Raw genomic sequence first — 23951 nt, forward strand, 5'->3', positions numbered from 1 at the left:
GTCATGTCCCATCCCGTCCGCATTCCCGCCGACGTCGACCGCCCCGACCGCGTGCTCGGCCCGCTCACCGCGCGGCAGCTGGCGGTCCTCGGCGTCACCGGGCTCCTGCTATACGCCCTCTACAACGCCACCCGGGCCTTCCTTCCGCTGCTGCTGTTCCTGCTCATCGCAGTACCGATCGCGCTCGCGGTCACGGTGATCGCGCTCGGCCGCCGCGACGGCGTCGGCCTCGACCGGCTTCTGCTGGCCGCAGTCCGGCAACGGCTCACTCCACGTCACCAGGTGTCCGCGCCCGAAGGCGTCCACCCGGCTCCGGCCTGGCTCACCGCCGGACGCGACTCCGCTCCCGAGGACGTGGCACCGGTACCTCTCGAACTGCCCGCTCGCGGCGTCACCAGCGGGCACGCCGCCGGCGTCATCGATCTCGGGCCGGATGGGCTCGCGGTGATCGCCAGCTGCTCGACGGTCAACTTCTCCCTGCGCACGCCTGCGGAGCAAGAAGCGCTCGTCGCGGCGTTCGCGCGTTACCTGCACTCGCTCACCGCGCCGGTGCAGTTCCTGGTTCGCGCTGAACGCCTCGACCTCGTCCCGCAGATCGACGAACTTCGCGGCCGGGCCGGCGGACTCCCCCACCCGGCGCTGGAAGCCGCCGCGCTCGATCACGCCGACTACCTCACCCAGCTCAGCCGACAGGCGAACCTGCTGCGCCGCCAGGTCCTGCTCGTCCTACGGGAACCAGGCCGTCCCGCCGTCGCCGAGAGCGTGAGCGCCGCGCTGGGACGCCTCCGGCGGAAACCTGCGGCAGCGCCGATCGATCCCGCGGTACGTCAGGCGGCCGAACAGCGGCTCGCGCGGCGGCTGAACGAGGCCACCGAGCTGCTCGCGCCGGCCGGAATCATCGTCACCGCCCTGGACGCCATGGCCGCAACCAGTGTGCTGGCCGCCGCGTGCAACCCGGACACCTTCCTGCCGCCGTCGGCCGCGCTCGCCGGTGCTGACGACATCGTCACCGCCGCGACGATCACCGACCTCTACGACGACGAATTCGAAGGTAGGTGAACTGCGATGTCTCGCATCCCCACCCCCGCCTCGGCGGCCGAGGCGTTCACCCCGGACGCCCTGGCGGTCGGCGCCCGCCACCTCGAGGTCGGCAACGAATGGGTCGCCTCATTCGGCGTCACCGGCTACCCGCAGGAGGTCTACCCCGGCTGGCTCGCACCCCTGCTCACCTACCCCGCCCGGCTGGACGTGTCCGTCCACGTGCAACCGGTCGACCCGATGACCGCGGCCAGTGGGTTGAAGAAGCAGCGCGCCCGCTTGGAGTCCTCCCGCCGCCACCACGCCCGGCACGACCACCTCGACGACCCGGACCTCGACGCAGCCGCCGAAGACGCCGCCGATCTCTCTCGCCGGGTCGCTCGAGGCGAAGGTCGGCTGTTCAAGTTCGGCCTCTACCTCACCGTCCACGCACCGGACGAGGAGTCGTTGACCGAAGAGGTTTCGGCGCTGCGGTCGCTGTGCGCCTCTCTGCTCCTGGACGCCAAGCCCGCCACCTACCGCTCCCTGCAAGGCTGGGTCACCACCTTGCCGCTCGGGCTGGACTCGCTCGGTCTGAAGAGGACGTTCGACACCGCGGCGGCGTCGGCGGCGTTTCCGTTCACCTCACCGGACCTGCCGACGGTGGACCCGACGTCCACCACGCCGAGCGGCGTGCTTTACGGCTACAACGTCGGCTCCCAGGGGCTCGTGCACTGGGACCGGTTTGCCTGTGACAACCACAACTCCGTCGCGCTCGGCCGGTCCGGCTCGGGAAAGTCCTACCTGGTCAAGCTCGAAACCCTGCGCAGCCTCTACCGGGACATCCAGGCGTTCGTCATCGACCCCGAAGACGAATACGCCCGCCTCGCCGCCCAGGTCGGCGGCGCCTACGTCCACCTCGGCGCCGGCGGCGTCCGGCTCAACCCCTTCGACCTACCCATCCACACCACCGCGTCCGGACGCCGGACCGCACCACACGATGCCCTCAACCGGCGCGCGCTCTTCTTGCAGACCGCGCTGGCCGTGTGCCTGGGCACCGAGCTGACCGCCGGCGAACGTGCCGTCCTCGACACGGCGATCACTGCGACGTACGCGGGCGCCGGGATCACCACTGACCCTCGCACCTGGACCCGGCCGGCGCCGGTGATGCGCGATCTGCGCGACACCCTCGCGGTCACCGGAGGTGCTGACCTCGCCGCCCGGCTGCACCCGTTCGTCGACGGCGCGTTCGCCGATCTCTTCTCCGGGCCGACGACCACGACGCCCGACGGGCACCTCGTCGTGTTCTCCCTCCGGGACCTGCCCGACGAACTCAAGGCGATCGGCACACTGCTGACCCTCGACGCGATCTGGCGGCGGGTGTCCAACCCGGCCGACCGGCGCCGCCGACTGGTGGTCGTCGACGAGGCATGGCTGCTGATGCGGTCGGCCGAGGGTGCGAAGTACCTGTTCCGGATGTCGAAGACCTTCCGCAAGCACTGGGCCGGCTTGACGGTCGCGACCCAGGACATCGAGGACGTTCTCGGCAGCGACCTCGGCCGCGCGATCGTGGCCAACGCCGCCACCAGCGTGCTGCTGCGCCAGTCCCCGCAGGCCATCGACCAGATCGCGGCGACCTTCAACCTCTCCGAAGGCCAGCGCCAGTTTCTGCTCACCGCCGACCGCGGCCAAGGCCTGCTCGGCTCCGGCACCGAATGGGTCGCCTTCCAAGCCCTCGCCTCACCGACCGAGAACGTCCTCGTCACCACCGACCCCGCCGAACTCGCCGAGATCGCCCAGGACTTCGGCGACGGCGCCCTTGATGACGTCGTCGACCTCGGCCCGGCCGACTCGGAGGTCGGATCATGATCCAGCGGAGTTGGGTCGGCAGTTACCTGACCGATCCGTGGAGCGCGGTACACCAGCTGCTCACGGAAGTCCTTGACATGGCGTTGCACTGGGGCCCGATCGCCCTTCCCGCGCTGGCCATGATCACCGCAGGCCAGGCCGTCGGCCGGCGCTGGTGGCGAGGCCGCTGCCACGCCGCCCTGCTCACCGACGCGCGGTGCGTCACCGTGCTCGCGCCGCCCACCGTCGATCCCGCCGGCGACGTCCTGCTGTGGTCCAACCTCGTCGGCCTGCTGCGGCCGAGCTGGCGGCGATGGCTCACCGGCCAGCCGCACCTGGCCTGGGAGTACCGGTTCTCCGAACACGTCGTCACCCTGCGGCTGTGGGTCCCCGGTGTGATCCCGCCTGGCCTCGTCGAGCGCGCGATCGAAGCCGCATGGCCCGGCACGCACACGCGCGCCGTCCCCGCCGACGCACCGCTGCCCGAACCGAAGGATCGCCGACGGGCCGTCACGGTGGGCGGCCAGCTGAAGCTCGCTCGCTCCGAGGCCCTGCCGATCCGGACCGGGTTCGACGCCGACCCGATCCGCGGACTGCTGGGCGCGCCGGTCGGCCTCGGCCGCGACGAGCACGCCAGCGTGCAAGTTCTCGCCCGACCGGTGACCGGCCGCCGGGTGGGCCGAGCTCGGCGTGCTGCCCGGCGGGTGCACGCCGGCGCGTCCGGGCGGCTCGGCGGCCGGCTGCTCGACCTCCTCACGCCAAGCGCGTCGGCGAGTCGCTCCGGACGTACGCGCGATGCCCGCCGGATCAGCCAGGACCCACAGCTGTCGCTGGAGTACTCCGCGCAGAACCGGGCGATCGTCGGCAAGCAGCGCGGCTCCCAGTACGAGACTGTCGTCCGCTACGCCGTCACCACCCACCTCCCGGCCGACGCCACTGACACCGAGGTGCGGCAGGCTCGGGACACCGCGCGCGGCCGCGCCCACGCCTTGGCCGCCAGCTTCGCCGCCTACACCGAGCACAACCACTACACCCGAATCCGTCTGCGCCACCCCGCGCAGGCGCTCGCGTCTCGGCGCCTCGACCGCGGCGATCTGCTCTCCGTCCCCGAGCTGGCGGCGATCGCGCACCTGCCGGTCGATGCCGAGATCCCGGGCCTCGAGCGCGCCGGCGCGAAAGCCGTCGCCCCGCCACCGGGCATCGCCGTCCCCGGCCCCGAGGTCAAACCGCTCGGGGTCGCCGACACCGGCCACGTCCGCCCGATCGGGCTGCGCGTGCCGGACGCCCGCCACCACCTGCACGTGCTCGGCGCCACCGGGTCCGGGAAGTCGACGCTGCTGGGCAACCTGATCCTCGACGACGCGGACGCCGGCCGTGGCATTGTGCTCATCGACCCCAAGGGCGACCTGGTCACCGACGTCCTCTCCCGACTCCCCCGGGACGCCGCGGAGCGGGTCGTGCTGTTCGACGCCGACTCCCGGCACCGCCCGCCCTGCCTCAACCCGCTCGCGGGTGGCGAGACCGACCGCGAGGTCGACAACCTCGTCTCCGTCTTTCGCCGCGTCTACTCCGCGTTCTGGGGCCCGCGCACCGACGACCTCATGCGCGCCGCCTGCCTCACCCTCCGCGCCCAGGACGGCGTGCCTACCCTCGCCGACCTCCCCAAGCTCCTGACCAGCGAAGCCTTCCGGACGCGGATCACCGGCGGGCTGACCGACCCGGTGCTCGCGGGTTTCTGGGAGTGGTACGACGAGCTCACCGACTCCAGCCGCAGCCAGGTCATCTCGCCGCTGATGAACAAGCTCCGCGCCTTCCTGCTGCGCCCGTTCGTCAAAGACGCCATCGCCGGCGGCCGGTCCACCGTCGACATGAACCACGTCCTCGACCAGGGCGGGATCTGCCTGGTCCGGATTCCGAAAGGTTCCCTCGGCGACGAGACCACGCGGCTCGTCGGGTCCCTGGTCGTTGCCCGCACCTGGCAGGCCACCACCGGCCGTGCCCGTGTTCCGCAGCGCGAACGTCCGGACGCCTCGCTGGTGATCGACGAGTGTCACAACTTCCTCAACCTGCCCTACCCGATCGAGGACATGCTCGCCGAAGCCCGAGGGTTCCGGCTGGCGATGACGCTCGCCCACCAGCACCTCGGGCAGCTCCCCCGCGAGCTCAAGGAAGGCATCTCGACCAACGCGAGGTCGAAGATCTTCTTCAACGCCTCCCCCGAGGACGCCCGCGAACTTGCCCGCCACACCGCGCCGCGGCTGTCCGAACACGACCTCGCACACCTCGGTGTCTACCACGTCGGCGCCCGGCTCGTCGTCAATGGCGCTGAGACCGAGCCGTTCACGATGACCACCTCGCCGATGCGTGCCGCCGTTCCGGGCCGTGCCAGGGACATCCGGGCTGCTCTCCGCACATCCCGGCCGTCGCCGTCGAGGCCTGCTGGCGCCGCGGCTGCGTCGAGGCGGCCGACGCGAGACCGCAAGACCGACCCGCGCCGCGCCCAGCTCTGACGTCCAGTTCGGAGGCCCCGTTGATCACCACGACGACACGCCAGCACCAGCTCCGACAGCATCTCCCCGGCCGGACGACGGCCCGCAGGGCCAGCTCGGTCGAGCACCAGGCGGCGCTCGCCGCCCGGCTGACCGCCCGGGACAAATGGCTGCTCGCCTTGCTCTTCGAGCACCGCGTCCTGACCTCCGCCCAGATCCAGGACGCCGCGTTTCCTTCCAGTCGCTCGACTCGTCAGCGTCTGCGCGAGCTGTACCTCTGGCGCGCCGTCAGCCGGTTCCAGCCCTTCCGCCAGCTCGGCTCCGCGCCGATGCACTACGTGCTCGGGCCCGCCGGCGCCGCCGTGTTGGCCGCCGGGCACGGCTTGGAGGTCAAGGACCTCGGCTACCGGCACGACCGCGCGATAGCCATCGCCCACAACCAGCGCCTCGCTCACACCGTCGGCGTCGGCGACTTCTTCACCTCGCTGATCGCGCGCAGCCGACGTGGTGACCCTGTCCGACGTGGTGAGGGGGTCACGGCGTGGTGGTCGGAAAGCCGCTGCGCCCGGCACTTCGGTGACCTCGTCATCCCCGACGCGTACGGCCGCTGGCGCAGCGCCACCGGCGAGCTCGAGTTCTTCCTCGAATACGACACCGGCAGCGAGTCGCTGCCCAAGGTCGCTCGCAAGCTGCTCGCTTACGCCCGGCTCGCCGACTCCACCGGCATCGCTACCCCGGTGCTGTTCTGGCTACCGACCAGCCGCCGCGAGGCCGGCGCACGCTCGGCACTCGCCCGCATCCACGGCGATCTCGACCAGACCGGCGACGTCCCCGTCGCCACCGCGGCCGCCGACCTCCTCGACTCGGCCACAGCCTGCCCGAGCCCGGCAGACGAGGTCTGGCTCCCGCTCAACGCGAAGTCGTCGAAGCGGACTTCGCCGCGGTACGAGCTCGGCGAGCTAACACGCGCCTGGCCGACCGTCGCTCCGGCGGCGGCCTCTGACCTTGACGACACGATCGCCCCAACGTCCGGGCAGGCCGTGGCCTACCGGCTGCCGCCACCAGCTCCTGTCCCCCCGGACGCCACGCCCACCCGAACTCGCCGTCCCGAATCCTGATCACGCGAGGAGAGCGTCATGGGATCGAAGATCGCGGTCGGCGTCGCCGTCGTGCTCGCGATGCTTCCGGTGCTGCTGGGAGCCGTGCCGCAGGCCGTCGTCACCTCGCTCACCGGCAGCGAGAGCACGACCTGCACGCCCAGCGGGGCGACCACCGGCACCGTGCCTGGCTACGGACCTGACCAGCTCGCCAACGCAACGATCATCACCTCGGTCGGCAAGCAGCTGCAGGTCCCCGAACCCGGATGGGTCATCGCGGTCGCCGTCGTCATCCAGGAATCCACCCTGCGCAACCTCGATCACGGCGACCGCGACAGCCTCGGCCTCTTCCAACAGCGCCCGTCCCAAGGCTGGGGCACGCCCCAACAAATCATGGACCCGACCTACTCGGCAACGCAGTTCTATCGGCATCTGCAGGCCGTGCCGGGCTGGCAGCAGATGAGCCTCAACGACGCCGCCCAGGCCGTCCAGCGGTCCGGCACACCCGACGCCTACGGCCGCCACCAGTCGGCCGCCGAAGCCATCGTCGCCGCGGTCGCCGGAGCAGCCTGCGAGCACACCGGCGCCGGGGACTGCGCGAACATCGCCGCACCGACGCCCGCCGCGCTCACCGCCATCAACTACGCCTGCGGGCAACGCGGCCTGCCGTACGTGTGGGGCGGCAACGGCCCCGAAGACGGGGACGCCGGATTCGACTGCAGCGGCCTGACCCGAGCCGCGTACGGCGCCGCCGGCATCCCGTTGCCACGAACCTCGCGCGAGCAGTACGCCGCCGGACCGCGCGTGCCCGCCGGCGCCCCGCTCCTTCCCGGCGATCTCGTTTTCTACGCGGCCGCCGGGCGCGTGCATCACGTCGGCCTGTACATCGGCGGCGGCAACATGATCGACGCGCCTGACTTCGGACAGGCCGTAAAAGTGGAGCCATACCGCCACCCCGGCGACGACTACATCGGCGCCACCAGGCCAACCACGCCACGTTGAGGCCTGAGCACAAGCACTTCTGGGCGATACATGTGTCTTGTTTGGACAATGACTTGACATGAAGCGACTGACGGAGCGTCCATAGACGTGTAGCCCGAACCACTGGATGCGCACCGGCGAGCAAAGCCCCGGCCGGGGCATGACCACCCACCGCTTCAACCGAAACGGAATCGTCATGTCTCAGAACGACTCGTCCAACACCAAGCCCGAAACCGCGGAACCGAAGGTTCGCCGCGCGCTCGAAGCCAACCCCGGCGCCACCGCCGCACGGATCGCGACCGAAGCCGGAGTCGGCCGCTCGACAGCCACGAAGATCCTTTCCCGCTGGGCCGCCGAAGGACTGGTGACCCGCACCACCGGCAAGGACCAGTCAGTCCCTGTCACATGGACGATCCACGACGATCAGACCAACGACGCAGCCGAAGTCATGGAGCCCGACGACGTGCCCGCCACGGCAGATCAGAAGGCGGAAAGTCCCGCCGGAGCCGCCGTACGAGAGGCCGATGCCTCCTTGTCTGACCCCGGCGCCACCGCTACGACGGACATGCCGAAGAAGGACCGGTTGCCGAAGGGTGCGCTTTACGAGCTGGTGAAAGAGTTCCTCCAGGCGCATCCCGGCGAAGAGTTCGGACCCGCCAAGATCGGCACAGAGCTGGTGCGATCCAGCGGCGCAGTGAACAACGCCCTGGAGAAGCTCGTCACCAACGGGCTGGCTAAGAAAACGTGCGAGGCGCCGAAGCGCTTCACTTCCAGCTGAACCGCCCAGCGCAACCAAACGGGGGCGGATCGCCATCGTGGCGATCCGCCCCCGTCGGTGCTGGAACCCAGGCAGGGAAGGTCACTACGTGGCCTGCTGGTTCACGTCGGCCGGATGAGGAAACATGCAATCGTCGTCGCACGCCTGCTCGCCAGCAGTGATAACGAACGGACAGTCGTCTCGGTGGGCCCTGGTGAAGGTGACACTGCCGTCGGGGTGCTCGAGTATGTGCAGTGCGCCGCCGTGGCGATACGCCCAAACGATGTCGTCCGGGTCGATGCGCTTCTCGCCATCGAAGCCGTAAGTCATGGCCAGCAACGCACTGATCGCACCGTGGACATGAGGTGAAATGGTCTGAGTGGCCGGTGGAGCGGCAAGGATTTCGGCGGCCCTGCCGAGGGGACGCTCGGCCAGCGCGCCGAGAGCGGCGGCAGCGTGAACGTCAGCGCTCGGTCGCGGCGTGTCGTGCCACCAGTTGCTGGGAGCGTCAGCAGCGAGGCTCGTCCACGTCAGCTGGTCACTGAGTACCTCGGCGACAGCGAAGCTCTGGTTGATGTAGTAGCCGCGCTCGACGCGTGCTCGGAGCGCGCGTCCGGCAAGCTCGACGACGCGGGTGTGGTGGTAGCTGGTCGGGGTGGCGTTTGTCGCTTCGTCGCGTTCGGTCATCGAGACGTTCATCGTGGTCTCCTTCGTCTTCGTGTGGGCCCTGTTGCTCTTGCGGAGGTCCATTCAGGTCATCGGGTCGAGACAAATCCCAACAGGCGAGCCAGCTCTGGCGCAATCACGGCAGCGCGATCACGAGGCACAAAGAACGACATCTCCACGTACGGCGAACGAGTGCCCACCTGGACGCGCGACTGCCCGTCGACGAGTCGGCACAAGGTGATGCTCGGCGCGCCGGGCACGACACGCACCGGCCCGCCGAACGCTTGCGCGAGGTCGAGCGCGGCCGCCCGTTCTTGCGTCAGTCGCTCGTGGCGTTGAGCGTTGCGCGCTCGGATGAGGCCAGCCCAGTGTCGATAAGAGGGCAGCACTTCCTCTTCGAGGCGGTCGGCGACCTCCTTGATCGGCGTGCGAGTCTCCACGAGCACCGGGCGTGGTTGATGTTCCTTCGGAAAGAACCAGCCCGGTGGGTAGTTCAGACGCTGGTGGACGTACTCGTCGGGCTCGGCCCAGCCGGTTGAAAATTCGTCCTCGTCATACGGGAGGACGGGTTGGATGGTGTAGGCCCACGGCCGGAGGTTCCTGACCGGATCAACGCGAAGGGCTTCGCCCGCTGGGCCAAGGAGCACCGTGCAGCCGTACAGACTCGTCATGTAACCGGAGTTGCGTAGGTAGGTCACCAGGCTCCACGATCCTTCCAGTTCGGATATCAGATCGAGTACTGCACTCATGATTCGCTCTTCGCGGGTCGCCATGGTGGCTCGCCTTTCCGTTGGTGTTTCGGGTGTCAACTGGGTTTCGCGCGTGCTGGGCCCGGCGCGGGCTACCGGCGGGCGGCGGCCCGCAATGCGGTGGTGGCGGCGTGCCCGATGGCACGGGCGGCCGTTGCGGGATCGGTCAGCACGTGGACGGTTGCTCCGTCGAGCGGGGTGTCGGCTGGGCTGGTGGTCAGCCACAGCACCGCGCACCCGGACGCGCGCAGCCGGTCGAGCTTCTTCTGGCCGTCGCAGCGCGGCTCGGCGCGGTACTTGCCGTCAGACACGATGACCACCAGCCGGGCCGCGCCGGGGCGGGACAGTCCGAGCGAGCCGTCGAGGGCGTCGAGCGCACGAGGGATGTCCTCGTAGTTGTCGCGGGAGCGAAACTCGGTGACCTCGGCCGGCGGGTTGCCCGGCCGGGTCAGCGGGCCGACGTGGTGACCGAAGATTACGCTCGCGGTGTCGGCGGGCACCCGGGTGTGCCGGGCGGCGTTGGCCAGGATCCAGGCCGCCGAGGCCACGTGAGCACGCGCCCAGCCCATCGAGCCGGACACGTCGCACGCGATTCCGACCCGCAGCGGCGGCACGGTGACCGGTGTGCGGATGGTGCGAGTGAACGGCTCGGCGGTCACCACGGCCCCGGCGGCACGCTGGGCTTCGGCAGCCCGCACGCCCCGCATCCGCAGCCGCCCGGGCGGTACCTCCGAGGTGGAACGCACGGCGACGCGTTCCCGGGTTCCGGCGGTGTCCAACGCCCGCGCAAGCACCCGCGCAGCCGTGCACTCCTCCGGCGTGGGCGGCCGAGTGCCCGCCGTCCTGGTGTCGCCGCCACGGGGTCCTCCGGTGCCGAACACCCGGCGCGCCGCCTCTCGCGCGTCCTTCTCGGCGGCGTCTTCGCGTTCCTTCGCGCCAGCCGCCACAGCGGCCGGGTCCTCGGGTGCCTTCTCCCCCGCTACTTTCGCCGCCACACCGCCCAGCACGGCCGCAATGGCATCCGCCAGCGGTGACGGGGTGGTGAGAGCACCGGGTTCGGGTGAGCCACCGGACGAGTCTGAGGTGCCGGATGGGGCGGGTTGCGCGGCCGGGTCCGGGTTGTCGGGGTCTGTGCCGAGAATCTCGCACCACCGCCGCCCGAGGTCGAGCATCTCCTCGCCCGCGTTGTCGGCAGTCCGCAGTGCCTGCCGCCACACGGCCCGCAGCTTGCCGAGGACGTCCGCGCCGAGCACGTCCTCGAGGACCCGGGCAAGGGGGTAGACCTCGGCGTGGGTGAGCACGCCGCCGTCGGTCCGTCCCAGCAGGAGCGCGGCGGAGCGCGCGGCGTCGGCGGGGGTCATCTTCGGGGCGGTGGCGGAGTCGGCGTACAGGTGCAGGTCGGTGGCAACGATGCCGTTCACGCACGCGCGCAGCCAGTGCCGGTCGTCCGGGCGGCGGCGGATGTGCGCCGCTTCCATCCGTGACTCTTCCAGCAGCATGGCAGCGGCGACCACGGCGGGCGGGGCGTCGGCCGGTGCTTCCCATGCCGTGTGTTTGGCGTGGCCGCACTCGTGGGTAAGGGCACCCCATGCCGGGGCGTAGCGGGGTCGGTCGGACAGGTTGGCCGGGTCCACCGTCGCGGGGTCCACGCCGAGGCGGTCACCGTCGACTTCGATCAACGCGCGGTGCGGGTAGAAGCACGCCGGGGCACCGCCACCCGCGCCGGGGGCGACGCTGACCACGAGGTCGTCACGGTCGGCGATCACCGGGACCTCGTCGGCGAACGCGGCGGACAGGGTCAGCCACTCCGGTCGCGCGGGGAACACAGCGGCACCGGTAGCGGTCGGGTCGGCGGCGAAGTGGGTGCTCATGGCGCGGGTCCTTTCGCGGATTCGGCGCGGCGTGGGAACGTCAGGGTTTGGTGGGGATGCGGGCACCGAGAGCAAGCGGGGTGACGGTCTTGCCGAAGACGTCGCGCACCACAGCGGCAACGGTGGCGCGGTCTTCTTCCGGCGCGATGCCGACGAGGTTTCCGGCGGCGGCGTCGAGGTCCCACGCGTCGGCGAGTTTCTTGAACGCCAGCAATTCGCGCAGCTGCGGGGCCCACCCGATCTCGCCCTTCTCTTGCCGGGTCGCGAGGTTGCGCGCCACCCGCACGGCCTTCTTGTCGACCCCGAGCTGTTCGGCGAGGGCGTAGTCGCTGGAGACCTGGATGTGCACGGAGAACCGAGACGACAGCGCGTCAGTGAGGATGGCCCCGTGCACGCCGGGGTTGTGCCCGGCGACGACGTAGAACCCCGGCTCGGCCTTGACGACTTCGCCGCCGTTGGCCTTGACGATGATTTCGCGGCGGCCGTCCATCGCGGGGTAGACCACGGCGAGCACGGTCGGCGGGATCAAGGTGGCGTCGTCGATGAACAGCGGGACGCCTTCGCGCATCGCGCGGACCAGCGAACCGTGGACGAACACGAAGTCGCCGTCGGGGGTTTTGGTGTAGTCGCCCACCAGGTCGGCGACCACGGTGTCGCCGTCGCCCTGAACGGTCAGGCAGTCGTTGAACGCAGCCTCCACGACCGAGGTCTTTCCGGTGCCGGGCGGGCCATACAGCAGGGCGGCGACCCCAGCGTCCCGCAGCCGCTGCAGCGCGGTCACGTCCGGCATCCCGGACAAGAGCCGGGGGTGGTAGTCCATCCCGTTCGGACGTTTCACAGGGCCGGTGACCTTGCCTACCGGTCGGGTGGCAGCGCCGCCGGTCCCGGACAGCGAGGACGTGGTCGGGGGCGCGGCTGGTGCCGTCGAAGGCGACTTGCGGCGTGGCGTGCGGGGTGGGGCGGGGGTGATGGCGGTCGCGGCGGCGGCCGCTGTCGTCGCGGTCGCCCGGTAGGCCAGCGGCGCGGTCGTGGCGAGTTCGGCTTCTCCTCTGTCCGTCAACGCTTTGCAGGCGTTGCCAACCGCGCCGGACGAACGGTTCAGGGTGTGCGCGATGCCGCCCGGGGTGTGGGTGGTGGCGGGGTCGTCCGCGAGGATTTTGGCGACCATCGCGCGGAGTTCGCCGTTGCGGAGCCGGGTCGCCGTCCCACCCGCCGGGGTGGTCGGCCCGGTGGCGGGTGCCGTGGCGGGCGGGGTGGGCGTGGCCATCGCAGGTATTCCTTTCCAGTGCGTGACGCGGGTGATACGGCGAATCAAAACGATTCGTTGCAACCCTTGAATGTGATTTCCGGATTTCCCGGGTACGCAACAAAAGTAACTCCACAAGACCGGTCGCACAATACCTTTCCGCACCCCATTCGGGTGACGAATTCCAATATTCAGACAAAGCATTTGAATTTATTTGCCGAACCGTCCACGCAGGTCGCGGACGTCAAACGGCTGACAACAGTCGCAACAAAGGAAATGGACCAGCCTTTATTTGAAGAAAATAGAAAGGAACGAGCGACTGTCGACACGAGGTGAGATGACCATGAGAGCCAGACCGTGGGGACATGTTCACAGCAGCGGGACCGACGGGGCAGGCCTGATGTGCTTACCTGCTTGTCGCCAAGCGAGTCTGGGATACTGACGGATCCCCGCATGCAGGCCTTGACCTGCGAGCATGCGCGGAGACGGAGGATCCGGCTTAGACGGTCCATGGAACGCCGGGGCGATCGGCGCGTGCGGTGGCACCCCCGGTGGCCAGCGGGCATCCGAGGGGCGCCCGTGGACGGTCGGTTCCAGCGAGCGGGCCGCTCGGACAGTCGCGGGGGCGCAGCGTCCGTCCATGCGACGCGATGCAGAACCTCGATGGGTGTCACAACGAATGGCGACTCTGAACGGAAACACGGGATGCTTTTCTGCGGGACGACTATCAGTACGTCGACACTAACATCCGTCGCGACTGACCAGCCATTTCATCGTAGAGGTACTTTATGGCGCGCCCCAAGGCTGGTTCAGGCCTTGGGGATCGCGATTCCGGCGTGGGGTTCTCGTAGTCGTTCGGCGAGCTCGATTGTCGCGGCGGTCGGTGTTTCGTCGATCTCGGCGAGGCGTGCTTCGAGCAGGCGTAGCGTTCGGGCTATCGCGTCGTGCCGGCCGAGGTTGTGTTCGAGTCGCATGATGTCGCGGTAGAGCAGCTCGTTGTGCGGGTCGAAGTCCCGCGCCGATTCCAGCAACTCCAGCGTGGACTCGGGATCGCTCCGGACTCGTCCGCGGGCCAGAGCGGCGACGGCGTCGAGAGCGTCGCGGCGGACGCCTTCCCGCAGCGCGGTGAGCCAGTCGACTTCGACACCGGCGGCCAGCTCCCCGCCATAGCTCGCGACGATCGCGGCATTGGCCGCTACACGGTGCTGCTCGTCGGTCGTGGTGCGGCGTCGGGCGAGCGCGCCGGCGAACGTCCAGTAGTCGACTTCGACGACCGCGGGCTCGAGGCGATATCGGCCGTGCTGCGCGACCACGAGGTCGCCGATGTCGGGCGAGGTGGCTTTGTGGACGGTGCTGCGGAGGCGGGACAGGACGGTGCGCAGCACGGCGGCCGGGTCCTGCGCTGGGCGATTGGCCCACATGCTGTCGATGATCGCGGCCCGCGGAACTCCCTCCGGATGCAGGGAAAGGTAGATCAGCAGCTCCCACAGCCGTCGCGACAGGCTGCCGGTGACTTCCACCGCGCGCTCCGGGCGAGCGAGGTCCGGTCGCCACGACAACCTCGGCTGGCCGAACACCGTCAGCACCAGCGGCGCGGCGACGTCACGCTGGGCTTCGGCGGCATTCGTCGAGTCCGGCTCGGGTACGTCGACTTGGTCCGGTGGACCTGCGATCTCCAACCCGTGGCTGGGCTCGACAGCAGGCTCGACGTGGTCGTCCCGAGCGCCGTGTGCGGCGTCGAAGAGGGCGAACAGCTCGCGGGTCGCGGATTCGGGAAGGGAGAAGGCTAGCCGGCCGCGTAACCGCTCCCCCGGGCCAGGCGAGGTTGCGGTGAGGGTGCCAGCGGTGTCCACGTAGGCCGTGACGCCGGGATGCCATTGGCCGAGCAGCAACACGGTTGTGCTCGTGCCGCGTCCGGCGAGGGCGTACTGCAGCCGGGTGCGATCGGGTTCAACTGCCGGCGCACTCGCCAGCAAGATCCGAACGGCGCTGTCGCGTGGTATCTGGCTGTCGAGGTGTGTGAGCGCGGCGGCGAAGTCGTCGACGACGTGGACGCACTCGGGCAGGTCGGTACCGTGCTCTGGGACGCCGAGCAAGCCACGCAGATCCGCGGCCGGCGCGACGATCTGCGGATGGCGGGTTGTGGCCATGGCTGTGAGCAGCAGCGCGCGGGCGGCGGCGGGGCTGCCAGGGCCGATGAGCCCGAGGCCGTGCGTCGCCGCGAGATCCAGCGCCAGGTCCGCAGCCACCGCATCGGCGGGCTCGCCCAGCGCGAGCATCGCCTCGGGCTCGGCGGCACCGCCTTCCTCGTCCGCTTCGCCGGCATGGGCCTCGTCGGGGCCAGTCTGGGCGTGCTGGTGTGCCAGGTGCAGCTGGTAGACAACCGGGGCAACGGGCAGGTCGTCGTCGCGCCGACCGCTGCCGGGCCGGTAGCCGGCACGGTGACGTCGTCGAGCGACCACCAGCATTGCGCTGACCGCGCCCGCCAGCCCGAGGCCGACGTACACGCCGAGCTCCCACGACGAGCTGGGGCCCCGAGCAACGGTGAGAGGCGGCGACGGACTCGGCGGAGAGGTCGCCATGGGCTTCGCTGGTGGCGGCTGCCGCTGCGGTGGTATGGAGGCAGCAGGCATGGGCGTCGACGGAAGGCGGATCCGATCGCCCGAATGGATCAGGCGGGGCGAGATCAGCGTGCGACCGCCGGGCTGGGTGCTCCCAGCGTTCAGGCGCCAAAGCTCCGGCCACCGGTTGCCGTCACCGAGGCAGCGCTGCGCGATCCGATACAGCGAATCGTGAACACCCTCGCGGGGCGAACGCACCAGCTCAACATCCTCCGATCGATCGTCAACAGCCAATGGCGCGGTCACCGACGAGCTCACGCCGGTCTGGATCGCGCCGCTTACGCCGGAGGCGGCGAGGGCAGTGCGGCTGACGAACGACACGACCACCGTGGTGATGAGCACCGCGGCGACCCGGCGGAGCGGACTGCCGCGCCAGACTGAGTCCGGCCGGCCGGCGGTGCGGACGAGGTCGCGTCCACACCTGGCCAGCTCGACAAGGAACGCGCCCCACAGCAGCCACGCGCCGCACGCGAGCACATCCAGCAGCAGACCTGTCGACAGCTGAGCCGTCAGCACCTCGCCGAGCTCGGCCATGGTGGGCAGGTGATCCGGGAGGGGCCAGCCGATGAACCGCACCAGCGCCCACGGCAGCCCGGCACACAACCCGGACAGCAGCACGAGCGCCACGCCGGCCTGCAGCAGCCGCCCTACGCCACGCAGGAGCCCACGACGAGCTCGCCGCGGTCCTGTTCCGCTCTGCCGTTCTGCAGGCACGACAGCGTCCCGGGCTCAGCTTCGCTGGCCCTGGACAGCCGGGGGCTGCGCATCGGTCATCGGCGGCTCCGGTCGAGGTTCTGGCGATGCAAGTGCCGGCGAGGTCCCGGGCTGGGTCTCCGGTTTCGGTCGGCGGCTGCCGGGCGGTCGACCGCGTCGGGCGCGGGGTTTGCCGGCGGTGAGCCACCTGGTGAGGTCGGCGGCCGGGACGTCGGTGAACTCGGTCAGCTCGTCGATGCCGATGACGTCTGCCGCCGCGGCGAGTACCGTGCCGAGTTTGCGCTCGACGTCCGCCAGCTCCTCGGCCAGCGCAGCTCGACGGTGTGCGAGCTCACCGACCTCGCGGGCTGCTGCTGTCCTCTTCGCGCTCTTGTCCGCGTCGGCCTTCTCGACGCGCCGTTCGATCTCATCGGTCGTGATCATTGCTTCCTCCTCCGGTGTTCAAGGCTCCAGCTCGGTAACCCCGCGCTGAGGGTGAGCTGCACCGCTGCCGTGGGCATCGATCGACGGGACGCCGATGAGCGACAGCAGCTGGGTGCGCTGGCTGGTCGTGACGGTGACGGTCACGGTGTCGGCCGTAGCCGTCACCGTGCCCGTGGCACCGACCCCGGCGAGGTACCGGCGGGCGAGGCCGTCGGCTTCGGCGGGTACCAGCCGGAGCGTGCCGCTGGCTCGGTAGGCGGCGAGGTCGATCGCTTGCGCGCCAACCCGTGCGGCGGACTCGGCCTGGCCAGTGGCTCGGACCTTCGCGGCGAGCGCGAGGCCGCCGTCGAGCCCGAGGCCAGCCAAGGCCAGGATCGCGGCCATCAGCACCACGAGGAACGCCGAGACCTGGCCGTCCTCTGCTCGCCACCACGCAGCGCGGCGGATGTCCATCACGCGCCTCCGGTTCGCTGGGAGCGGTAGGTGTCGACGACTTCGCTGGCCTGGGCGCTGAGCGTCCGGCTGCCGGGGACGCCGAGGACGAGGGCCTGGCCGAAGTCGACGGTGCAGCGGACGCTGACGACGACGGTGCTGCCTGGGCTTGACGAGGTCGTCGTGCTGACCGTGGCGTCGCGGCAGACCAGCCCGGCGTGGGCCAGCGCCGAGGCGACGGTCGCTTGCGCTGCGGCGACGGCTGCCGTCCGTGTGCGCTGCAGGCTCGCGGCGCGCGCGGCCTGGTGCGCGGCGTCGTCGAGCCGCAGCCGCGCGTCAACGCCGCGATGAACGACCACGGCGAAGAACACCAACAACATGACCAGGACCGGCGCGAGCAGGACCGCCTCGACGGTCACCGACCCGCGCTCGGCACGCCACCAGCTGGCCACCCGACGGGGCTCTGCCGCGGTCACGGAACCGGCCCCGCGGACGGCAGTTCCCACGCGAACCGTCCAGCGCCTGTCAGGTCTCGAGCTGCGGTGACGTACGCGAAGACGGACTTCGACAGCTCCTCGGTGACCTCGACCAATGGGCGGATCGACGCGGCGTACAGCTCGGCCTGAGCCGCGCTGGTGTGCTCGGCGAGCTCGGCGTGGCGCAGCATGGCCTCCCATTCCCGGCTGAGCGTGACGCAGCCCTGGAGGTGGAACACCAGCTCGTCCAGCAGGGCGTCGAACTCGGCGATCGCTGTGGCGGTCGTGGTCGCGAGGTCCGCCTCGCCCGGTATTGCGGCGAGCCGTGCGGCGTGCCGACGAGCAGGCGCTGTCCGAGTCAAGCGGGTCAGTACGTCCCAGACCGCGTGGTGAGCTCGGTCGGGCAGCTCGGGGTCGATCCAGTCGCGTGCCGCGGTGGCGTGAAGCTCGCCGATGAGGTCAATCAGCAGTCCGGCCGTGTGATGCGCCGCGGCACTGAGGTCGGCAAAGTCGTCACTTCGAAAGAAGAACTCACCGGGAGACCGCTCCAGCGGACAACGGCGGCCGCGCTGATGGTGGTGATCCGTGGCCAGGCAGGACGCGGTGATGCCCGCGTCGCAGAGGCCGCTGAGCACGAGCGCGATGGCACCGCCGATCGTGAGCGCGCCGCCGAGGGTCTCCGCGGCGCCCGTACCCAGAACCAACGTGAAGGCCAGCAGCCCCGCCACGCAGCGAGTCGAGAAAAGTCGTGCAAGGAAGACGCGAACGATGTGCCGCCGCCAGCGGTTCGTTGTGACAGCGGGATTCCACAGCATGATGTCCGGGCTGTCGGCGAAGTCGCCGACAGTCACCGCATCCGGCTTGTGCAGCAGTGACATGGTTTCTTCCCCTTCGATCAGGCGTCCGGAACGAACCTTTCGACCTCGCCTGCGGTTTCTGCGTGCACGTGCAGGTGCACGCCGGGCAGCACTGCAACGACCTCGCCGTGCACGCTCACCGAAGCCGAGGTCACGGTCCGCTCGACGTCGATCTGCGACGACCGCAGCGGCCCACGCGCGAGGTCGTCCAGCAACTGCTGGCCGGCCGCGTAACCGGCCGCGACGGTGCCGTTCTGGGCACGGGCCGCGGCGAGCGCCTCAGCGGCGCCGGCTTGAGCGACATGGGTCGCGTGCGACCACAGGGCGAACTGGATGATCGCCAGCAGTGCCAGCAGAAGCAGCGGTGTCGCGATCACCAACTCGGCGGTAGCGGCGCCGCACTCGCCCGACAAGGCACGCCGAACGCGCCAAGCCATCGCCACGACCGGATTCGATCCCATGTCAGCCGCCGAGGCCGAGGTCGATGCTGTTGGCTTTCGCGGTCAGCTTCGCGGCGATGATCGCGATCAGGGCGATGGCCAGCACCGCCATGAGCGCGGTCACGATGACGGTAGTCGTGATCTCACCGCGGTCGTCGTCCTTGCGCAGCAGCAGAATTCGCGCGGTGACGAGCGTCCAGAGTGTTCGGCAGTAGGTCAGCATGATGTGTCTCCTGTGGACTTTCGTTAGAGGCTGTTGAGGACCTGGGTGACGGCCGGGTAGGCGATGAATCCGAGGAAGCCGAGGAACAGCAGGGTCACCGGCAAGGCCATGCGTTCGGTGGCGGCCTGGGCGTCGGCTTCGGCATCGGCGACCAGGTGGGTCCGCAGCGCGTTGGCCTTCGCCGCCAGCGAGGCCCGGATCTTGGCGCCTTCGGTACCAGCGAGGGAGGTCGACGCGGCGAGTTCGGTGAGTTCGGTGATGTCCAGTTCTTCGCCGAGGCGGCGGAGGGTCGACCATGGGGTGGTGCGGGTCAGCTGGGCGGCGTTCAGCGCGCGGCGCAGGTGGGTGAACGCGGGCGCGCGTCCGACCTCGGCGGCGGCCAGGAGCGCGACCTCGACTCCGGCGCCGCCGGCGAGGGTGATCCAGACGAGGTCGAGGAAGGCCGAGAGCGCGCCGCGGAAATCGGCACGTGCTCGCGCCGCCTTGGTGCGGGCTTCGAGGTCGGGAAAGACGAACCCGGCTGCAGCGAGTACGAGTGCGGCGATCAAGGGGACTTCGACGCTGACGGGCAGGTCCGCGAGCGCGAGCAGGCCCTGAAGCAGGAGGGGTGCCACCAGGCCGGCGCAGCCGAGGACGACCTTGATGCCAAGGTGCGTGTCGGTCCCTCGACCGAGAACTCGCAAGTCGCGTTCGAGCTTGTCCCCCGGCAGGCCGAGGCTCCGCAGACTAGGCACGACAGGTCGCGCCACGGCCACCGCCCAGCCGGCCTCCGTGACGTCCACCATCGGAGCCGCTGTCGCAGAGTCCGCCGAGAGGTGCTCGTGAAGGGACGGTTGCGGCGGGAGTGCCCAGGTCAGCAGCATCCACAGGCCGATGCCGGTACCCAGTCCGAGGCAGATGATCGGGATCATGCGCGCTCACCGTCCCACCGAGACGAGGCTGCGGCGGTCGGCTCGGGCGGCTCGCTGAGTGACAGCACGCGCGAGGCGGTCCGGCCGGCGGCGATCCTGACCAGCCAGCCGAACCCGGTACCGAACAGCCCACCGATCACGAGCAGGACGACCTGGCCGAGCGCGCTGTCGTACGCGGTCAGGTAGGCGCGGTTGAACACCACGACGCCCACCGCGAAGGCGATCGTGGTAGCCACGACGACCCGCACCGAAGTCCGGGTCCGCGCGCGGCCGGTCTCGACGCGCATCCGCATCGCCGCCTGCGACCGCGCGGTCTCCGAGAGGGAGCCGAGCAGCTCGCCGAGCTGCCGCGCCTGGTGCTCGGCGGCCAGAACCAGCGAGGCGATGACCAGGTCGGCAGTCGGGTCGGCCAGCTCGTCGGCCAGCAGCCGCAACGCCGGAGCGAGCCGATGCCCGTTCTGCAGCCGCGACGCAAGCCCAGCGACTTCGCCACGGATCGCGGCGGGCGTCAGCGGAGCGGTGGCCAGGATCGCCTGCTCCAGTCCGGCCGCGGCCGAGAGCGTGTCGCGCAGCATCTCCGTCCACGACGCGACCGCCTCGATCCGCGCGACCCGGCGCACGTGAACCCGGTCAGGGCCGACCAAACGCGGCAAAAACCAGACCGCACCAGCAGCGAGCACTCCCCCGACGAGCCAGCCGGTCGCGACTCCGGCCAGCAGGCCGGCACCCAGCGCGAGCGCCAGCCGAGGCCCCCAAGCCCGATCAACCCGCCAGGGTGGGACCGATCGCGGACGACGAATCAGCTGAGGACCGCGGAAGCCGACGAGGACGAACAGCAGCCCGACGGCGGTGCCGAGCCCGGCCAGGCCGGCGACGAAGGTGGTGGTCATGCCGCCCACCACCCCTCGGGCTGGGTCAGCAGCTCGGGGTCGAACCCGGCTTCGATGAGGTCGTCGAGCGTGTTCGCGCGGAGCGCGCCGGCGACCGGGCGAGCGCGGCGGTCGGCGCCGGGGCGGTAGACCTCGTTCGAGATGACCGTGCCGCCGTCGGCGTCGACGACCTCGCGGATGGAAGAGGTCACGCGGGTCGTGCGGTCAGCGGCTTTGTCGAGGTGCACGACGAAGTGCACGCTCGACGCCACCAGCAGCGCGGTCGCCTCCAGCGACAGCCGCTCCGCGCTCTGCGCGGCGTAGGAGGCGAGGCGGGTGAACGCGATCCTCGAGCTGCTGGCGTGCAAGGTGGCCATCGAGCCGTCGTTGCCCTGGGACATCGCGTTGCACATCGGGATGACCTCGGGTCCGCGGATCTCGCCGACGATGACGCGGTCCGGGGACATCCGCAGGCCCCAGCGGACAAGCTCGGCCTGGCTGATCGCGCCGGCGCCTTCGATGTTCGCCTCGCGGGCCTGCAACGCTGTGACGTCGGCGTGCAGCTCCGGGTCGAGCCCGAGGCCCAGTTCAAAAGCGTCCTCGACGGTGACAATGCGCTCCAGCGGGTCCATCTCCGCGGCCATTGCGCGCAGCAAGGTGGTCTTGCCGAAGCCGGCGCCACCGGTGATGAGAATGTTCTTCCGGGCCCGGACCAGCGCACGCAAGAACCGCTCGAGGCCGACGTCGAGGGTGCCGCGGCGACGCAGCTGCGCGAGGCTCGTGGTCAGGTAGCCGTGCCGGCGGATCGAGCACGCCGTCACCCCCTCGGCCGTGAGCCCGAGCACCGCGAACAGCCGCTCCCCGCCGGGCAGCTGCAGGTTCAACGCCGGCGAGCCGCGGTCGAAGCGACGCTCCTCCGACGACGCGCGGGCCGCGAGCGTCCGGACCAGATCGGTCAGCTCGTCGTTCGAAGCCGCGACCGGCGCGACCTGCGCCCGGGAGCCGTCGGCGTACTGAACGAAGACCCGATCGAAACGGTTGACGTTGATCGTCTCGACCTTTGGATCCGCCAGCAATGGTTGCAGGCCACCCAGCCCGAAGACTTCGTCGAGCACGGCCTCGGCGATTCGCCCTTCGACGTCCGGAGGCAGCAGCACGCGGCCTGCCTGCAGTTCGGCCTCGCTGTGCGCGGCTCCGGCAGCTTGCAAGATCTCCTCAGCGAGCTCCCGGCGGCGTTCACCGGTTACGGGACTCGGTTCCGCTTCAGCCCGGGCTGGCAGCTTGGTGGCGAGCGCGTGGCGGAACGCCTCCCGGAGCCACGTTTCGGGACTCGCCGCGAAGGCCGAGGCCGGACGGCGGTGCTCATCGAGAACAGTCATGACGAAGAGTCCTTCCCGGACACGCTGACGTGCTGGTGGCCGTTGTGCAGCACTGGCGCCGGGGCCACCCGGACGCCGGACGTCGACAACTGCTGGGCCGGAACGCCGGGTACTTGGAGTCCGAAGCCGTGCTCGGGCGCTCCCAACTGCCTCGGTACGGCCTCGCCGGCGAGAACCCTGGCCACCGCAACGGCAACATGCGCGAGGCCGCCTTTACGTCCCCGGCCTGCGACGTCGTGCCCGGTCAGGCTTCTCGCTCCGGCGGGGTCGTGAGGAATCCGCGCAATGACCGGGACGCCGAGCTCGCGCTCGACTTCGTTCGTCGGGTGGCCTCGCCCGGCCAAAACAAGGGACGGACGAGCTGCCCGGCCGAACTCGTGAAGCCGAGCGGCCAGATGCGCGAGTTCGTCGCAGTAGGTCCCGGACACCAGGAGCAGCACGTCCGCCTGCCGTATCAACGATTCCGCCGGCGAGCCGAGGTCCATGCGCCCGCAGTCCGCGAACATCAGCACCCCGGGCTCGCGTGCAGCCCGGTACAGGGGCGAGCCGGCCGCCACCAAAGTGCCCAGCGCCGCGCGCGCCTGCGGTCCACCGGCCGGTCCAGCCACCACCGGCAACTCACCGCCGAGCATCTGCGTGTGGTTCCAGACGACGTCGGACCCGGCTGGATGCCGAGCCGCGGCAGCCAGGCTGAGCAGCCCAGGCGACGGTGCAAGGCCGAACCGCTGGGCGAGGTCCCCGCCGGCTGGGTCGCATTCGACCACCAGGCGTCGGAGCGCAACGGGCCAGTTCGCGGCCAGCGCCACGGTGAACGTGGTGACGCCGGGTGAGCCCTTCAGGCTGGTCAAGGCGATCAGCATCAGCGCTCACCACCAGCGACCATGACGAGCGTGACCTGCCCGGCCGGGACTCGCGCGAGCGCCGGTGCAGTCGCGCTCGGCATCTGCAGAGAGATCACCGTGGTCTGTTCGGCCTCCGCCTTGGAGAGGCCGGTCACCGTCGCCGGCCACGCGGGCCCATCACTGCTGCTTTGTCCGGCAGCGAGTGGGGTGTTCGGCGTCGACGCCGCGAGCACGACGACGACCGGAGCACCAGGCGCGAGTTCGGGCGGGAACTGGCCGGCCTTGAGCCCGACCGCCACGACCGACTGCCCGGCGGCCGGGATCGTCGAGGAGCCGATGCTGCTCGGGGTGAGCAACGCGCCGACGGTCAGGCTCGTCGCCATCGGCCTGCCGAGGACGGACGCGGCCTGTTCGGCCGGGAGGGTCGCCACCGCTTCGGCGGCGGAGATCTCGACCTCGCGGATGTCCACTCGTTCGAGGAGGTGTCCGACGCTCACCGGCCGGGCGATAGCCAGCACCGGCACCCGTCCCTGCGTACTGCTCGACCACCAGAGCGCTCCGCCGACGCAAACGACTATGAGGGTGACGCCGATCAGGAGGTGTGGCAGGCGCCGGCGCGTCCGGCGGTCTGTCGGCACCGCGGTGAGACGACCCTTCTTCCCTAGCCATGACACCGAACTCACATCGGTTCCGGTGCCGTGTTCACCGGTGCGAAGACTGGTCACGACGTACCTCCAGGCATGGTTCGACTGCGCCGTGCATCACCGACGTTGTTGATGCACAACAGGAATTCGTTTCGGAAATGTCCGTGGATTTAGCGGGGGCCGGTCCCGAGCGCCTGCACTTCGGCCACCCGGAATGCCGCCGTCGCCGAAGTCGTCATGTCGGGGAACGTCCCGCTCGCTCCGGCGCCGGACCACGTCACCGTCCAGTGCGCCGTCGCTGTGACAGCGAAGTGCTGGCTGGGGACGGCAGCTGAAGATCGCCGGTAGGTGTGTCCGCAATCAGGCGAAGCAGCTGTCGGCTCCCCGCTGGCCGAGTAG

Annotated in this window: 22 protein-coding genes; 6 read left to right on the forward strand and 16 right to left on the reverse strand. The window is 70.3% G+C overall.

The window, feature by feature from the left end; genetic code table 11:
* The first annotated feature begins 3 nt into the window (after positions 1-3).
* From ACLJQE_RS41765 to ACLJQE_RS41790, 6 genes are all read left to right on the forward strand, one after another.
* Positions 4-1059: a PrgI family protein gene (locus tag ACLJQE_RS41765; protein WP_410645316.1), complete on the forward strand. Its 1056-nt coding sequence runs from the start codon at positions 4-6 to the stop codon at positions 1057-1059.
* Between the two features lie 6 nt (positions 1060-1065).
* Positions 1066-2886 (forward strand): VirB4 family type IV secretion system protein, encoded by a 1821-nt coding sequence (locus tag ACLJQE_RS41770; RefSeq protein ID WP_410645317.1) that lies wholly within the window; start codon positions 1066-1068, stop codon positions 2884-2886.
* Complete coding sequence (locus ACLJQE_RS41775) at positions 2883-5375, forward strand: type IV secretory system conjugative DNA transfer family protein (RefSeq protein ID WP_410645318.1); 2493 nt, start codon at positions 2883-2885, stop codon at positions 5373-5375. Before ACLJQE_RS41770 ends, ACLJQE_RS41775 begins: the two co-directional genes overlap by 4 nt.
* Before the next feature lie 20 nt (positions 5376-5395).
* Entirely contained in the window at positions 5396-6472 is a 1077-nt protein-coding gene (locus ACLJQE_RS41780; RefSeq protein WP_410645319.1) for a replication-relaxation family protein, read from the forward strand.
* 18 nt (positions 6473-6490) lie between these two features.
* Positions 6491-7453 carry a C40 family peptidase gene (locus tag ACLJQE_RS41785; protein ID WP_410645320.1) on the forward strand — a complete coding sequence of 321 codons (963 nt, stop codon included), beginning with the start codon at positions 6491-6493 and terminating at the stop codon, positions 7451-7453.
* Between the two features lie 106 nt (positions 7454-7559).
* Positions 7560-8210 carry a MarR family transcriptional regulator gene (locus tag ACLJQE_RS41790; RefSeq protein ID WP_410645322.1) on the forward strand — a complete coding sequence of 217 codons (651 nt, stop codon included), beginning with the start codon at positions 7560-7562 and terminating at the stop codon, positions 8208-8210.
* Between the two features lie 84 nt (positions 8211-8294).
* On the opposite strand, the gene ACLJQE_RS41795 is transcribed toward ACLJQE_RS41790, so the two are convergent.
* The 16 genes from ACLJQE_RS41795 to ACLJQE_RS41870 form a co-directional block, all read right to left on the reverse strand.
* Positions 8295-8888, reverse strand: coding sequence for a hypothetical protein (locus ACLJQE_RS41795; RefSeq protein WP_410645323.1), 594 nt, complete (start codon positions 8886-8888; stop codon positions 8295-8297).
* Positions 8889-8944: 56 nt separating this feature from the next.
* A complete protein-coding gene (locus ACLJQE_RS41800; RefSeq protein ID WP_410645324.1) occupies positions 8945-9628 on the reverse strand; it encodes a hypothetical protein in 684 nt (227 codons plus the stop codon).
* Positions 9629-9696: 68 nt separating this feature from the next.
* Positions 9697-11475, reverse strand: a complete 1779-nt coding sequence (locus ACLJQE_RS41805; RefSeq protein ID WP_410645325.1) for a VWA domain-containing protein — start codon at positions 11473-11475, stop codon at positions 9697-9699.
* 40 nt (positions 11476-11515) lie between these two features.
* Positions 11516-12742 carry an AAA family ATPase gene (locus tag ACLJQE_RS41810; protein WP_410645326.1) on the reverse strand — a complete coding sequence of 409 codons (1227 nt, stop codon included), beginning with the start codon at positions 12740-12742 and terminating at the stop codon, positions 11516-11518.
* 788 nt (positions 12743-13530) lie between these two features.
* Positions 13531-15969 (reverse strand): transcriptional regulator, encoded by a 2439-nt coding sequence (locus ACLJQE_RS41815; protein ID WP_410645327.1) that lies wholly within the window; start codon positions 15967-15969, stop codon positions 13531-13533.
* Between the two features lie 102 nt (positions 15970-16071).
* Entirely contained in the window at positions 16072-16479 is a 408-nt protein-coding gene (locus ACLJQE_RS41820; protein ID WP_410645328.1) for a hypothetical protein, read from the reverse strand.
* Positions 16480-16497: 18 nt separating this feature from the next.
* A complete protein-coding gene (locus ACLJQE_RS41825; RefSeq protein WP_410645329.1) occupies positions 16498-16932 on the reverse strand; it encodes a hypothetical protein in 435 nt (144 codons plus the stop codon).
* Positions 16932-17363 (reverse strand): TadE/TadG family type IV pilus assembly protein, encoded by a 432-nt coding sequence (locus tag ACLJQE_RS41830; protein WP_410645331.1) that lies wholly within the window; start codon positions 17361-17363, stop codon positions 16932-16934. The genes ACLJQE_RS41825 and ACLJQE_RS41830 overlap by 1 nt, the downstream gene beginning before the upstream one ends.
* A 20-nt stretch (positions 17364-17383) precedes the next feature.
* The gene (locus ACLJQE_RS41835) at positions 17384-18265 is read right to left on the reverse strand and encodes a hypothetical protein (protein ID WP_410645332.1); all 882 of its coding nucleotides are present in this window, start codon (positions 18263-18265) and stop codon (positions 17384-17386) included.
* Between the two features lie 17 nt (positions 18266-18282).
* Positions 18283-18705: a TadE/TadG family type IV pilus assembly protein gene (locus tag ACLJQE_RS41840; RefSeq protein WP_410645333.1), complete on the reverse strand. Its 423-nt coding sequence runs from the start codon at positions 18703-18705 to the stop codon at positions 18283-18285.
* Between the two features lies 1 nt (position 18706).
* On the reverse strand, positions 18707-18907 hold the full coding sequence (locus tag ACLJQE_RS41845; protein WP_410645334.1) for a hypothetical protein: 201 nt from the start codon (positions 18905-18907) through the stop codon (positions 18707-18709).
* 23 nt (positions 18908-18930) lie between these two features.
* Positions 18931-19818, reverse strand: coding sequence for a secretion system protein (locus ACLJQE_RS41850; protein ID WP_410645335.1), 888 nt, complete (start codon positions 19816-19818; stop codon positions 18931-18933).
* Positions 19815-20708, reverse strand: coding sequence for a type II secretion system F family protein (locus tag ACLJQE_RS41855; protein WP_410645336.1), 894 nt, complete (start codon positions 20706-20708; stop codon positions 19815-19817). The genes ACLJQE_RS41850 and ACLJQE_RS41855 overlap by 4 nt, the downstream gene beginning before the upstream one ends.
* A complete protein-coding gene (locus ACLJQE_RS41860) occupies positions 20705-22066 on the reverse strand; it encodes a CpaF family protein (RefSeq protein WP_410645337.1) in 1362 nt (453 codons plus the stop codon). Before ACLJQE_RS41860 ends, ACLJQE_RS41855 begins: the two co-directional genes overlap by 4 nt.
* Entirely contained in the window at positions 22063-22926 is an 864-nt protein-coding gene (locus ACLJQE_RS41865; protein ID WP_410645338.1) for a MinD/ParA family protein, read from the reverse strand. Before ACLJQE_RS41865 ends, ACLJQE_RS41860 begins: the two co-directional genes overlap by 4 nt.
* A complete protein-coding gene (locus ACLJQE_RS41870) occupies positions 22926-23432 on the reverse strand; it encodes an SAF domain-containing protein (RefSeq protein WP_410645339.1) in 507 nt (168 codons plus the stop codon). Before ACLJQE_RS41870 ends, ACLJQE_RS41865 begins: the two co-directional genes overlap by 1 nt.
* Positions 23433-23951: the final 519 nt, after the last annotated feature.

This window comes from Amycolatopsis sp. lyj-346, from assembly GCF_046548975.1.
Taxonomy (GTDB): domain Bacteria; phylum Actinomycetota; class Actinomycetes; order Mycobacteriales; family Pseudonocardiaceae; genus Amycolatopsis.

Bases quoted from the DNA above. Each gene is read 5' to 3' on its own strand.
- ACLJQE_RS41860 (WP_410645337.1), bottom strand. From the start codon at position 22,066: ATGACTGTTCTCGATGAGCACCGCCGTCCGGCCTCGGCCTTCGCGGCG.
- ACLJQE_RS41775 (WP_410645318.1), top strand. From the start codon at position 2,883: ATGATCCAGCGGAGTTGGGTCGGCAGTTACCTGACCGATCCGTGGAGC.
- ACLJQE_RS41765 (WP_410645316.1), top strand. From the start codon at position 4: ATGTCCCATCCCGTCCGCATTCCCGCCGACGTCGACCGCCCCGACCGC.
- ACLJQE_RS41850 (WP_410645335.1), bottom strand. From the start codon at position 19,818: ATGATCCCGATCATCTGCCTCGGACTGGGTACCGGCATCGGCCTGTGG.
- ACLJQE_RS41800 (WP_410645324.1), bottom strand. From the start codon at position 9,628: ATGGCGACCCGCGAAGAGCGAATCATGAGTGCAGTACTCGATCTGATA.
- ACLJQE_RS41785 (WP_410645320.1), top strand. From the start codon at position 6,491: ATGGGATCGAAGATCGCGGTCGGCGTCGCCGTCGTGCTCGCGATGCTT.
- ACLJQE_RS41790 (WP_410645322.1), top strand. From the start codon at position 7,560: ATGCGCACCGGCGAGCAAAGCCCCGGCCGGGGCATGACCACCCACCGC.
- ACLJQE_RS41845 (WP_410645334.1), bottom strand. From the start codon at position 18,907: ATGCTGACCTACTGCCGAACACTCTGGACGCTCGTCACCGCGCGAATT.
- ACLJQE_RS41820 (WP_410645328.1), bottom strand. From the start codon at position 16,479: ATGATCACGACCGATGAGATCGAACGGCGCGTCGAGAAGGCCGACGCG.
- ACLJQE_RS41840 (WP_410645333.1), bottom strand. From the start codon at position 18,705: ATGGGATCGAATCCGGTCGTGGCGATGGCTTGGCGCGTTCGGCGTGCC.
- ACLJQE_RS41825 (WP_410645329.1), bottom strand. From the start codon at position 16,932: ATGGACATCCGCCGCGCTGCGTGGTGGCGAGCAGAGGACGGCCAGGTC.
- ACLJQE_RS41810 (WP_410645326.1), bottom strand. From the start codon at position 12,742: ATGGCCACGCCCACCCCGCCCGCCACGGCACCCGCCACCGGGCCGACC.
- ACLJQE_RS41835 (WP_410645332.1), bottom strand. From the start codon at position 18,265: ATGTCACTGCTGCACAAGCCGGATGCGGTGACTGTCGGCGACTTCGCC.
- ACLJQE_RS41770 (WP_410645317.1), top strand. From the start codon at position 1,066: ATGTCTCGCATCCCCACCCCCGCCTCGGCGGCCGAGGCGTTCACCCCG.
- ACLJQE_RS41795 (WP_410645323.1), bottom strand. From the start codon at position 8,888: ATGAACGTCTCGATGACCGAACGCGACGAAGCGACAAACGCCACCCCG.
- ACLJQE_RS41865 (WP_410645338.1), bottom strand. From the start codon at position 22,926: ATGCTGATCGCCTTGACCAGCCTGAAGGGCTCACCCGGCGTCACCACG.
- ACLJQE_RS41855 (WP_410645336.1), bottom strand. From the start codon at position 20,708: ATGACCACCACCTTCGTCGCCGGCCTGGCCGGGCTCGGCACCGCCGTC.
- ACLJQE_RS41805 (WP_410645325.1), bottom strand. From the start codon at position 11,475: ATGAGCACCCACTTCGCCGCCGACCCGACCGCTACCGGTGCCGCTGTG.